Annotated in this window: 13 protein-coding genes, 2 pseudogenes and 1 other annotated feature; of the genes and pseudogenes, 14 read left to right on the forward strand and 1 reads right to left on the reverse strand. The window is 29.0% G+C overall.

The genetic code is table 11. From position 1 onward, the window contains the following. The 12 genes and pseudogenes from KQI16_RS09560 to KQI16_RS13070 form a co-directional block, all read left to right on the forward strand. Window positions 1–467: IS3 family transposase (locus tag KQI16_RS09560; protein WP_216433917.1), on the forward strand; the 467-nt coding region annotated here is incomplete at its 5' end. Between the two features lie 273 nt (window positions 468–740). Continuing rightward, complete coding sequence (locus tag KQI16_RS09565) at window positions 741–1520, forward strand: class I SAM-dependent methyltransferase (protein ID WP_216433919.1); 780 nt, start codon at window positions 741–743, stop codon at window positions 1518–1520. Between the two features lie 136 nt (window positions 1521–1656). Beyond that, a complete protein-coding gene (locus KQI16_RS09570; RefSeq protein ID WP_216433920.1) occupies window positions 1657–2547 on the forward strand; it encodes a DUF2225 domain-containing protein in 891 nt (296 codons plus the stop codon). 169 nt (window positions 2548–2716) lie between these two features. Continuing rightward, window positions 2717–2979, forward strand: a binding site (T-box leader). A 63-nt stretch (window positions 2980–3042) separates the two neighbouring features. Then, window positions 3043–3666 (forward strand): class I SAM-dependent methyltransferase, encoded by a 624-nt coding sequence (locus KQI16_RS09575; RefSeq protein ID WP_119865487.1) that lies wholly within the window; start codon window positions 3043–3045, stop codon window positions 3664–3666. An 18-nt stretch (window positions 3667–3684) separates the two neighbouring features. Next, a complete protein-coding gene (locus tag KQI16_RS09580; RefSeq protein WP_216433922.1) occupies window positions 3685–4827 on the forward strand; it encodes a trans-sulfuration enzyme family protein in 1143 nt (380 codons plus the stop codon). Between the two features lies 1 nt (window position 4828). Next, on the forward strand, window positions 4829–5281 hold the full coding sequence (locus tag KQI16_RS09585) for an S-ribosylhomocysteine lyase (RefSeq protein WP_216433924.1): 453 nt from the start codon (window positions 4829–4831) through the stop codon (window positions 5279–5281). After that, the gene (locus KQI16_RS09590; protein WP_216433926.1) at window positions 5265–6173 is read left to right on the forward strand and encodes a PLP-dependent cysteine synthase family protein; all 909 of its coding nucleotides are present in this window, start codon (window positions 5265–5267) and stop codon (window positions 6171–6173) included. Before KQI16_RS09585 ends, KQI16_RS09590 begins: the two co-directional genes overlap by 17 nt. Before the next feature lie 85 nt (window positions 6174–6258). Further along, window positions 6259–6882, forward strand: a complete 624-nt coding sequence (locus KQI16_RS09595) for an alpha/beta hydrolase (protein WP_286173037.1) — start codon at window positions 6259–6261, stop codon at window positions 6880–6882. Further along, window positions 6863–7057: an alpha/beta hydrolase gene (locus tag KQI16_RS13065; RefSeq protein ID WP_286173038.1), complete on the forward strand. Its 195-nt coding sequence runs from the start codon at window positions 6863–6865 to the stop codon at window positions 7055–7057. The genes KQI16_RS09595 and KQI16_RS13065 overlap by 20 nt, the downstream gene beginning before the upstream one ends. Before the next feature lie 292 nt (window positions 7058–7349). Next, window positions 7350–7688 carry a cupin domain-containing protein gene (locus tag KQI16_RS09600; RefSeq protein ID WP_119865482.1) on the forward strand — a complete coding sequence of 113 codons (339 nt, stop codon included), beginning with the start codon at window positions 7350–7352 and terminating at the stop codon, window positions 7686–7688. 4 nt (window positions 7689–7692) lie between these two features. Then, window positions 7693–8028 carry a cupin gene (locus tag KQI16_RS09605; protein WP_216433928.1) on the forward strand — a complete coding sequence of 112 codons (336 nt, stop codon included), beginning with the start codon at window positions 7693–7695 and terminating at the stop codon, window positions 8026–8028. Window positions 8029–8103: 75 nt separating this feature from the next. Next, window positions 8104–8277, forward strand: a pseudogene (locus tag KQI16_RS13070) (uracil permease); the annotation flags it as partial. Between the two features lie 41 nt (window positions 8278–8318). Here the strand turns inward: KQI16_RS13070 and KQI16_RS09610 are convergent. Next, a complete protein-coding gene (locus tag KQI16_RS09610) occupies window positions 8319–9509 on the reverse strand; it encodes a pyridoxal phosphate-dependent aminotransferase (protein WP_216433930.1) in 1191 nt (396 codons plus the stop codon). Between the two features lie 569 nt (window positions 9510–10078). Here KQI16_RS09610 and KQI16_RS09615 point away from each other — a divergent pair. Both KQI16_RS09615 and KQI16_RS09620 read left to right on the forward strand, forming a co-directional pair. After that, window positions 10079–11815 (forward strand): ABC transporter ATP-binding protein, encoded by a 1737-nt coding sequence (locus KQI16_RS09615; protein ID WP_216433932.1) that lies wholly within the window; start codon window positions 10079–10081, stop codon window positions 11813–11815. Between the two features lies 1 nt (window position 11816). Continuing rightward, a pseudogene (locus KQI16_RS09620) lies at window positions 11817–12134 on the forward strand (ABC transporter ATP-binding protein); the annotation flags it as partial.

Below are 12134 nucleotides of genomic sequence, written 5' to 3' on the forward strand. Positions count from 1 at the left end.
AAGAAATACTGAAGATCTATAAAGATAGTAAAGGTCGTTATGGTGCTCCCAAAATACATAAAGTGATTCGTGAAGAAAGAGAACATGCCATAAGCCTTAAGAGAGTCCAAAGGATTATGAAAAAACTAAATATAAAATCCATAATTATCAAAAAATTCAGACCTCACTCTTCCAAAAGCAAAATAGCGGCTAAAGAAAACGTTTTGAAAAGAGATTTTTCAACAACTACAATAAATGAAAAATGGGTTACTGATATAACTTATATTTATACACTTAAAGACGGATGGTGCTATCTTGCTTCAGTTTTGGATCTTCATACAAATAATATAGTTCATTCCTTTAGCGGCAAGGGATGTCCCTATGACAATGCTTGTATAGAATCCTGGTACAACAGAAAAAGGCTTCATAGCAGTATCGGTTATATGACTCCTCAACAGCTTGAAGATGTTTTAAGAAAAACTGCATAAAAATTTGAGTTTTTGTGTCTACTATATTGACATAAATCCATTATGTAGGACAATATTATTTATAAAGCTGAGTATATTTCATCCTTAGCAATTAACAATTCTTTTGAATACCTGCCATTTCTAGGCGTTAAACTTTTAAATTATTTCAAAAAAGAATAGCAACTCATTTCATAAATATAAATTTAAAAATATTATTAGTTTTCTAGTTTAAATTTCTCTGATAAAATAAAATTGTGTAAATGACTTAATTTTATATAGATGGAGACAAGAGAAATGACAGTACAATTAGAGAAATATTATAATAAATTTTGCGAAGATAAAAGATTAACAAGAAAACATGGACAAGTTGAATATATAACTTCCATGAAATATATTCATGAATATTTAAATGATGATAAAAGCTTAAAAATATTAGATGTTGGGGCTGGAACAGGAAGATATTCAGTAGCTTTAGCTAATGAGGGGTATGACGTTACAGCAGTTGAGCTTGTAAAACATAATTTAGGAGTCTTAAAATCCAAGGGTAGCAGTGTGAAGGCCTATCAAGGAAATGCTTTAAATTTAGCTAGATTTAAGGATAATACTTTTGACTTAACCTTAGTTTTTGGTCCAATGTATCATTTATATGAGTTTAAAGATAAGGTTAGAGCCTTGGAAGAAGCAAAAAGAGTAACCAAGATAGGTGGAAAAATATTAGTTGCTTACTGTATGAATGAATATAGTGTACTTACCTATGGTTTTAAAGAAAATAATATAAAAGAATGTATTAAAAATGGAAAAGTTGATGAAAATTTTCATGTAATATCTGAGCCTGAAGACTTATATGATTATGTACGAATTGAAGATATAAATAGAATAAATGAAGCAGCAGGTTTAAAGAGGATTAAGATAGTTTCAGCAGATGGACCAGCTAATTATATGAGACCTATTTTAAATTCTATGGATGAAGAGATTTTTGATATTTTTATGAAATATCATTTATCTACTTGTGAAAGACAGGATTTAATAGGAGCAGGAGCCCATACTTTAGATATTTTAATGAAAGAAGAGTAAATAATAATATTTAAAGTAAAGCTAGACAATATTTTTATTAATTAAAATATAATGGAACTTACATTTAAAATTTAAGATAGTATAGAATGTTTATATAAGCATAATTTTGCATATTATTAACGAAAGGAAAATTATTATGGGAAAGGATAATAATATTTTTAAAGATTTAGAAAGTCTAGGCTTTGATGGGATAAATAATATAAATATTTATGAGAAAAAAGAGGAAGAAAATAAAGAAAGTAATAAAGTAAAAGAGGAAGAAGTAAAGGAAGAAGACTTGCTTTATGACAAAAATGTTACTTGTCCTGTATGTGAAAATAAATTTAAAGCTAGAGTGGTAAAAACAAATGCTGCAAGGGTACAAGGAAAAGACAAGGATTTATGTATAAGATATAAAGGTATAAATCCATATTTTTATGATGTATGGCTTTGTAATATATGTGGTTATGCTTCAATGAAGGCAGATTTTGAGAAAATAAAAGAAGTTGAAAAAGAACGTGTATTAAGTGAAATATCTAATAAATGGCGTGGTAAAAATTATCCAGATGTCTATGATGTTAATATAGCAATAGAAAGATATAAGATTGCATTATTAAACTATACTGTAATAGGAGCTAAGGCAAGTAAAAAAGCATTAAATTGCTTAAAAATTGCTTGGATGTATAGACTGTTAGAAGATACAAAAAACGAAAAGCTATTTTTAGAACAAGCTTTACTAGGATTTAAGGATGCATATTTTAATGAAGATTTTCCTATATACAGTATGGATAAATATACTATTATGTATTTAATAGGAGAATTACATAGAAGATTAGGAAATTATAGTGAAGCCCTAAAACAATTCGGAGAAGTAATTACTTCACAAGGAGCCAGCAGAAAAGTAAAAGATTTGGCTTATGATCAGAAGGAATTAATTAGAGAAATATTACAAGAAAAGAAAAAAGAAAATATTCCTAATGAAGAATTTAATGAAAATAAAGAAGAGGATAAGAAGAAAAAAGGATTTTTTAAAAGATTTTTTTCATAAATAGTTAGAGGTTGTGTAAAACAACCTTTTTTTTATTTATTATTTTTAAAAATTAATTTTTATATAGGTTTATTTTTGATAGATTTATAAAAATAAAGAAAAATTTAAAATTCTATCACACAAAAATAGAAATATGATATAATATGAATATAAGGTAATCCGATAGGAAAAGTAGGCGATGACGAGAAGAGTAGATTAATGGAAGCTAACAGAGAGAAACCTCCTTGGGTGGAAGAGGTTTTAAGGGGAAATTAATTGAAGTGCATCTCTGAGCCCTGAATCGAAATAATAGTAGACTTCAGCGGGAACGCCCGTTATAGCGTTAGGGTATGTTAGCACCTGAATAATGAGATGTCTAAATAATTACTTATTAAGCTAGGTATTATTTAGATAATTAGAGTGGAACCGCGGAAGTATACTTCTGCCTCTAAGTTTTAGGGGCAGGAGTTTTTTATTTATAAAAAATTAAAAATTCTTAAAGAAAGGATGATTTATATGAATTCTGTACAATACTTCGATTCTATAGCTGAAAATTGGAATGTTATTCGTAGTGAGTATTTTGAAGAAAGGCTAAAATACAAACTCTTATCCCAAATAAATATAAAAGACAAAGCGGTAGCCGATTTAGGATGTGGAACAGGTTTTGTTTCTTTAGCTTTAGCAAATGAAGCTAGTATTGTATTTTCGGTAGATAATTCAATAAATATGCTAAGACAGCTAAAGCAGAATTCTTTAGAAAAAAATTATAAAAATATTTATTTAATAAAGTCTTCTCTTGAGAATATATCATTATTTGATGAATCAATGGATGCAGTTTTTATTAATATGGCCCTTCATCATATAAAAGATGCAAAAAAAGCCATAGCAGAAATGTATAGAGTATTAAAGAAGGATGGAGCTGTGATTATATCAGATGTTTTAGAGCATGATGGAGAATGGGCAAGAGAGGAAATGTTTGATGAATGGCTTGGTTTTTCAAATGAGCAAATAAAAAACTGGTTAGAAGAAGTAGGTTTTAAAAATATTGAAATAGAAAATACAGACTTAAGCTGCAAAGGTTACTCTAGTAAAGGAGAATACACTGAAACTGGTATCTTTATAGCAAAAGCAGCTAAATAATAATAGGAGGATGAGGAGATGAAAATAGAATCATTATTAATTCATGGAGGAATAGATGGAGATGAAAGAACAGGTGCAGTAAATGTACCAATATATCAGACATCAACTTATAAGCAGCCCAAATTTGGAGTAAATAAGGGCTATGAGTATTCAAGAACAGGAAATCCAACAAGGGAAGCCTTAGAAAAATTAATTTCAGATCTTGAAGAAGGCTATAGAGGCTTTGCTTTTGCCTCTGGAATGGCAGCTACTACTGCAGTATTATCTCTTTTTAAGTCTGGAGATAAAATAATTATTTCAAATAATTTATATGGCGGAACTTTTAGAGTTATAGATAAGGTTTTTAAGAATTTTGAAATTAAATATAAAATAGTTAATACTTCTAATTTAGAAGAAGTAAGGAAAAATATTGACGAAAGGGTAAAAGCAATTTTCATAGAAAGTCCAACTAATCCTTTAATGGATGTAACTGATATAGCGGAAGTTTCTAAGATAGCTAAGGAATTTGGAATATTAACTATTGTTGATAATACTTTTATGACCCCGTATCTTCAAAAACCAATTAAACTTGGAGCTGATATTGTTATTCATAGTGCTACCAAATATATTGGAGGACATAGTGATACAGTATCTGGTTTAGTTGTTGTTAACAGTAAGGAGTTAGGAGAGAAAGTTCATTTTATTCAAAATTCAACAGGAGGGATATTATCACCTTTTGATTCCTTTATGCTTATAAAGGGAATAAAAACCCTTGCAGTTAGAATGGACAGACACAATGAAAATGCAAAGAAAATTGCAGAGTTTTTAAGAGATAGGGAAGAAATAGAAAAGGTATATTATCCAGGCTTTAAAGAACATCCAGGTTATGAGGTTCAATCAAGACAAGCTAAGGGCTATGGTGGAATGATATCCTTTGTTTTAAAGGAAGGATATGATTATAAAAAATTCTTTGAAAGCCTTAAAATAATCACCTTTGCAGAAAGCTTAGGAGGAGTTGAATCCTTAGTCTGCCATCCAGCTTCAATGACCCATGCAGCAATACCAAAGGAAATTAGAGAACCAATAGGAATAGTTGATAATTTAATAAGGCTATCTGCTGGAATTGAAAATTCTGATGATTTAATAGAAGATATAGAAAATGCATTAAAGGAGAGTAAATAAAATGGTTAAGGTAGAAAGTTTTGAATTAGATCATAGAAAGGTAAAGGCACCTTATGTAAGAAAATGTGGAACACAAAAAGGAAGATTAGGAGATATTATATCAAAGTTTGATTTAAGATTTGTTCAGCCGAATAAAAGAGCAATGGAGATAAGTGGAGTTCATACACTAGAACATTTATTAGCTGGTTTTATGAGGGAAAAGTTAGAAGATATTATTGATATTTCACCAATGGGATGCAGAACAGGATTTTACATGACAGTTTGGGAAGATGTAGAGGCTGAAAAAGTAATAGAAGCTCTTAATTATGCTCTAAAGAAGATATTAGAAGTGGAAGAAATTCCAGCAGCTAATGAAATTCAATGTGGAAATTATAAAGACCACTCCTTAAAACTTGCAAAGGAATATGCAGCAAAAGGATTGGAGGAAGGCTTTAGCAGTGAAGTATTTAGATAATATACAAGAGTTAATAGGAAAAACTTCCATAATTAAACTTAATAATTTAAATATTAAGGAAGGAGTTAATATATTTGCCAAGCTTGAGTGTAATAATCCTGGAGGAAGTGTTAAAGACAGAATAGGCACTTATATGATAAAAAAGGCAGAAGAAGATGGGAGCTTAAAAGCAGGATATACAATAATTGAAGCAACAGCAGGGAATACTGGACTTGGGATAGCAATGGCTGCCTTAAATAAAGGTTATAATATAATATTTGTGGTTCCAGAGAAGTTTTCAATAGAAAAGCAAACTTTAATGAGAGCTTTGGGAGCTAAGATAATAAATACTCCGAGGGAAGATGGAATGCTTGGAGCTGTAAAAAAAGCAGAGGAACTCCTTGAAGTAACAGAAAACTCAATTAGTCTAAGGCAATTTGAAAACATGGCAAATCCTCTTGCCCATTATGAAACAACAGGTCCAGAAATATATGAGGATTTAGAAGGAAAAATTGACTATTTTGTTGCTGGAGCTGGAAGTGGAGGAACTTTTACAGGTGTTGCAAAATATTTAAAGGAAAGAAATAAAAATATAAAAGCAATTCTTCTAGATCCTGTAGGCTCTACTATGGGGGGAGGAATTGAAGGCTGCTATGATATTGAAGGTATAGGAAATAACTTTATTCCAAATACAATGGATATGAGTTTGGTAGATGAAGTAATAAAGGTAACAGATAAGGAAGCCTTTGATATGGTTAAGTTAGCTGCCAGCAGAGAAGGGCTTATTGTAGGAAGTTCCTCAGGAGCAGCACTAGCAGCTTCTCTAAAGCTTGCAGAAAAAATAGATAAAGGAAATATAGTTACTATACTTCCTGACAGGGGAGATAGATATTTTAGTAAAAATATTTATTAATATAGATAAAAAAGCACTATTATTTAGTGCTTTTTTATTTTACATTTCATAAAAAATTTTTCTATTAATTATTTTATTAGCAGCATTGGGGATATCATACTTTATAGGACATCAAGTATTTTTAGGCAGTACACAATTAGTAAGCAATGAAAGTACAGCAACAGTACAAATCAGCTACTGGGAAGAAAATAATTTTGATTTAGAACTATTTAAGAAAAGCTATGAAATTGAGAAAGTAGAATTAGAATCTTCTTTAGATGGACATATTATTCCTGCAGATTATATTTATGCTAAAGATAATAAAGAAAAAGATAGAAGCAGAGATATAGTAATTCTAGTTCATGGGTTAGGGGGAAATAGATTAACTACTTATCCTTTTGCAGAATTTTTCTTAGATGAAGGATATAATGTAATTGCCTATGATCAAAGAAGCTCAGGAGAAAATACTGCAAAATACACTACCTTTGGGTATTTAGAAAGTCAGGATTTAAGAGATTATATTAAATATGTTAGGAATGAAAATAAAAACAATAAAATAATCCTTTGGGGGATGTCCTTTGGAGGGGCAACAGTTGGTATAGCCTTAGGAGATGAAGAAATAAATGAACTTGTTGACCTTGCCATATTAGATTGTCCAATTAGTAATATGAGATATATGCTAGAAACTGAAATGGAAGAAATGAATACAAGTGCCTGTTTTGATATTTAATAGTAAAAAGGACCTTGTTACACCTTATTTTATGGGGGAAGATATATATAAGTCTATTGTTCATAATAAGAAAAAGTTAGTAACTGTTGAAGATAGTGAACATGCCGAAATATGGATAGATTATAATGATAAATATAAAAACGAAATACTAGATTTTATTAATAATATTCTTTAAAAATAACAAGATTATATAAAGAAGTTAAGTGAAATTTGAGATGAGAATAGATTTTAATAGAAGGTACTGAATTAACTTTAGTACCTTTTTATAGTATTCTAAATATCACAACAATTAGAGATAAATGGGGTTAAATAATTTTTTATAGGATAAACAAATTTTGTGATTTAAATCACAGTAAATTTATAATAATTTTTATATAATTTGTTATACTAAAGCTGTTAGAAAGCTATAATACTTTTTGAAAATATATTTTATAAAATAAAAATTAAAAGATAGGGAGATGATAGGTGTGGAAGAATTAATTAAAAACATAGAAAAGGCAAAGGCAATAGATTTTGATAGCCTAGTAAGCTGCAGGGAAGGGCAGATAGAAACTCTTACAATGGCACAAAAGAAGGGAGTAGGGCTTACAGCTCTAGCCTTTGGAAAGGGTGAAGGGGTAGGTCCTCATGCAGCGAAAGGAGATGCTATGATTTATATCCATAAAGGAGTAGCAACAGTAAAAATTGGTGATGAAGTAATGGAAGCTCATGAAGGTCAAGTAGTAGTTATGCCAGCAAATATTCAACACCAAGTAACAGCAAAAGAAGATATGAAAATGCTTTTAATAGTAGTGAAAGAGAGTTGATAACATGAAGTATTTAAGAAATATTAGACCTTTCGAAGCTATAAAAATGAATGATATGGTTAGCCATTCAGGCAGTAAAATAGCTAGTAAGGCCTTAGTGGATAATGATAGGCATGAATTAAGATTTTTTTCCTTTGCTAAAGGAGAAAGTATTGATAAGGAATATTATGAAATGGAATCTTTATTTATTATTATAGAGGGAGAAATAAAAGTTCTTTATAATGAAGATAGTGAAGCCCTAGTAAGGGAAGGAGAAATATTTGCACTAGAGGCAGATATTCAATATGGATTAGAGGCATTAACAGATGTAAAATTATTGAACATATTAATAAAAGATTAAAGGAATAAGGGGAGGGTCACTTTATAATTGAAGTGGTCCTTTTGCTCTTATTAAGAACTAATTGAATTATTATAAAAATCTAGAAATTTAATTCTTACATCAGTAATTTTTATTGTAGGCTTAAGTGGAATAAAGATAACCTTAGGTGTTATAGAATTTAAGAGTATGGGGCTTGCAACTATAGTAACAATGATATTAGGCATAGCCTTTATAATTTTTGATAAATTAGGAATAATGAATGAAGAATAGATAAAAAAATAAGGGAACTGATTAATGCAGTTCCCTAAATTTTAATTATTTTTTATTTCTTCAATTAACTTCTTAAATCCTGGCAGTGCTCTTTCGATTCTATTATAGGATACACAATAAGCTATTCTGACATAGCCTGGACACGCAAATGAAGTTCCAGGAACTATTAAAATATTATGTTTCTTTGCTAGATTACAGAATTCAATGTCATCTTCTATAGGCGATTTAACAAAAAGGTAGAAGGCACCTTCTGGTTTTACACATTCATATCCATATTCAACTAAACTATTATATAGTAAATTTCTATTTCTTTCATATATTGAAACATCTACCTCTGAATCTAAGCATTTTGCTATAACTCTTTGGAATAAGGATGGTGCATTAACAAAACCAAGAATTCTTGTTGCAACATTAGCAGCTGAGATAATTAAGTCTGAATCTGTTGCTTCATCTGGAATTACAAGGTAGCCTATTCTTTCACCAGGAAGTGATAAGGATTTGCTATAGGAATATCCTATAATAGTGTTATCATAATATTTTGTCAAATAAGGAACATCAATACTATCATAAACAAGTTCCCTGTAAGGCTCATCAGAAATAAGGTAAATTTCTGTTCCATATTCCTTTTGTTTTTTCTTAAGTATTTCAGTTAATTTAATTATTGTTTCTTCTGAATAGACAACCCCTGTAGGATTATTAGGTGAGTTAACAATAACAGCCTTTGTTTTCTTAGTAATTTTTTCTTCAAACTCTTCTAAATTAGGTTGAAAATCTACTGTGTTTGGAGATACTACTACAAGCTTGCTATCATAATTAGCAGCATACATTCTATATTCTCCAAAGTATGGTGCAAATACAATCACTTCATCTTCAGGGTTTAATAAACTTTTAAATATAACATTAAGACCTCCTGCTGCACCTACAGTCATAATAATATTTTTTTCAGTAAATTTAGTTCCAAATTTACTGTTAATTGAATTTGCTATAGCAGCCCTAACATCATCATAGCCTGAATTATTCATATATCCATGAACCATATTTAAATCTTCATTGTTTAATATATCAATAATTGCCTCTTTTACTTCTTTTGGAGCTTCTACACTTGGATTCCCTAAACTAAAATCATATACATTTTCAGGTCCATAAATTTCTGCAAGTCTTTTTCCTTCTTCAAACATTGCCCTAATTGCAGAACTGCTTTTTACGTATTCTTTCATTTTTTCTGATATCATTTATAGTCCTCCTTAGTTATAAAATTTTTTGGAATCAATAATTTATATCCTTAATTAACAAATTTATACTAATTTTAGTATAATATAATATTAATTTAAGGAGAAGTATCAATGGAAAGAAAAATTAGAAGTATCATAAGCTAATAAGAAATAAATAAAAAAGTTGTTGACAAATAAAAAAGTTGGGAATATACTGGAAAAGAAAAATTAAGAAATAAATTTAAAAAGGAGGTAGGAAAAATGAAAAACTTAACAGTTAATTTCGTATTATTAATTCAAAATAAGACAATTGAATATAAAAATATTATTAATAATCCTACCTCAGGGCGTAAATTTTAGTCTTTAAAATTTATGCATTTGTCTTTTATCTAATTTTAGAATCTAATAATTGTATGAAAAATAGTAGGCCAGGGTTATTAATAACTTGGCCTTTGTTTTATTTAAATTTAATTAAATAATTCAGAGGCTGTGGTTAACCATGGTCTTTTTGTTTTTCAAGAAAGGATGATGGGGATGTTTAAGAAATAAAAGAGAAAATTAAAATTTAAATTACAGAAGGGGGAAGTTTTATGACAAGAATACTTAAATATGTTGCAAGATATAAGTGTTTTTTAATACTTGGAACTATTTCTATGCTTGTTGTAATTGGTGTTGATTTATTCATGCCTTATCTGCAACAGATATTTATAGATGAGGGTATTATTAAGGGGAATTATAATATAATAAAAAGTTCTTTAATAGGCATTTTACTAATAACAATAATAAAAGCAATTCTTGGATATGGAAAGGAATTTCTTTACGATTTATTAAGTGTTAGAGTTCATGAAGATATTAAAAATGATCTTTTTAACCATATTCAAAAATTAGAGTTTAAGTATTTTGATAATATGAATACTGGAGAACTTATGTCTAGAATAGGAGAAGACGTTGAAAATATATGGCAGACAGTAGCCTTTGGGCTTAGGTTGTTTGTAGAAAATGCTATATACTTTGTAGTTTCAACTATAATCTTATTTGCATTAAATTTTAAATTAGCTTTAGCCTGTTTTATTATAATGATACCAATTGGCTTTATAGGAATAAAATTAGAAAAAGATTTTGGAAAATCTTATGAAGAAATAAGCGATCAAACTGCAAAAATAAATACTACAGCTCAAGAAAATATTGCTGGTGTAAGGCTGGTAAAGGCTTTTTCAAGGGAAAAGTATGAAATTAATAAGTTCTTAAAGATGAATAGGATTTACTATGATTTAAATATGAAACAGGGAAAAATAATAGGTAATTATTTTCCCCCTATAGAATTTTTAACAAATATATCCTTAGTTATTATGATAGTTTTTGGCGGTTTCCTTGTTATGAAGGAAGAAGTAACTATAGGAGTTTTAGTGGCTTTTAGCGGCTACATATGGAACTTGATATGGCCAATGAGAATGTTAGGAGAATTAATAGATATACTTTCAAGAAATAATGCTTCAGCAGAAAAAATCTTTGAAATCATGGATAGAGAGCCTGAAATTAAAAGTAAGAAGGAAGCTTATAAAGCTGATTCTATAAAAGGTGATATAATTTTTGATAATGTTTCTTTTAAGTATAAGGAGGAGCTTGTTTTAAAAAATATAAATTTAGAGATTAAGGCAGGAAGCACAGTTGCAATAATGGGAACTACAGGATCAGGTAAATCTACATTGGTTAATTTAATAGGAAGATACTATGAGCTAACTGAGGGAAGCATAAAAATTGATAATGTAGATATTAGGGATTATGATTTAGAGTTTTTAAGAAAAAATATGTCTATTGTTCCTCAAGATACCTTTTTATTTTCAGATACTATTATGAATAACATTAAATTTAGTAATGAAAATGCAGCAGAAGAAGAAATTCGTAAAGCTGCTGGTTTAGCCTGTGCCTTAGAGTTTATAGAAAAGTTAGATTATGGTTTTAATACAGAAGTTGGAGAAAGGGGTATAGGATTATCAGGAGGTCAGAAACAAAGAATTTCAATCACTAGGGCCTTAGTAAGAAAGGCAAAAATATTAATTTTAGATGATGCTACATCTGCATTAGATATGGAAACAGAGCATAGATTACTAAAGAATTTATCCGAAAGGGAAAATAATAGTACAACCTTTATTATTGCCCATAGAATTTCAGCTGTGAAAAATGCGGATATGATTATATATCTTGAAAATGGAGAAATAAAGGAAAAAGGAACTCATGAGGAATTATTAAAGCTAAAGGGCAAATATTATGATATCTACTGCAGTCAATATAAAGATTTTGATCTTCTAGAAAAGGAGGTAATATAACTTGGAGAGTAATTTAATAAATAAAGACGAAGAAGTGATTAGAAGGAGTAAAACTGAAATAGTCCTAAAGTTATTAGAGTACCTTAAACCCTATAAGTTAAAATCTTTTATAGTAATTTTATTGATGATTATTGTTATGATATGTGGGATAATAAATCCTTTATTGTTAGAAATAGCAATAGATAACTATGTTGTTAATAAAAATGTAGAAGGTTTAATGATAATAGGAGCAGCTTTAATAATAATAAATTTAATTGCCTGGATTTTATCTAAGATAAGATGGACTATTATAACTTCAGTAACTAATAATATTTTAGTA

The organism is Caproiciproducens sp. MSJ-32 (assembly GCF_018918055.1).
Classification (GTDB): domain Bacteria; phylum Bacillota; class Clostridia; order Clostridiales; family Clostridiaceae; genus Clostridium.

Coding starts and splice junctions, on each gene's coding strand:
- KQI16_RS09565 (WP_216433919.1), top strand. CDS start 741: ATGACAGTACAATTAGAGAAATATTATAATAAATTTTGCGAAGATAAA.
- KQI16_RS09570 (WP_216433920.1), top strand. CDS start 1,657: ATGGGAAAGGATAATAATATTTTTAAAGATTTAGAAAGTCTAGGCTTT.
- KQI16_RS09575 (WP_119865487.1), top strand. CDS start 3,043: ATGAATTCTGTACAATACTTCGATTCTATAGCTGAAAATTGGAATGTT.
- KQI16_RS09580 (WP_216433922.1), top strand. CDS start 3,685: ATGAAAATAGAATCATTATTAATTCATGGAGGAATAGATGGAGATGAA.
- KQI16_RS09585 (WP_216433924.1), top strand. CDS start 4,829: ATGGTTAAGGTAGAAAGTTTTGAATTAGATCATAGAAAGGTAAAGGCA.
- KQI16_RS09605 (WP_216433928.1), top strand. CDS start 7,693: ATGAAGTATTTAAGAAATATTAGACCTTTCGAAGCTATAAAAATGAAT.
- KQI16_RS09610 (WP_216433930.1), bottom strand. CDS start 9,509: ATGATATCAGAAAAAATGAAAGAATACGTAAAAAGCAGTTCTGCAATT.
- KQI16_RS09615 (WP_216433932.1), top strand. CDS start 10,079: ATGACAAGAATACTTAAATATGTTGCAAGATATAAGTGTTTTTTAATA.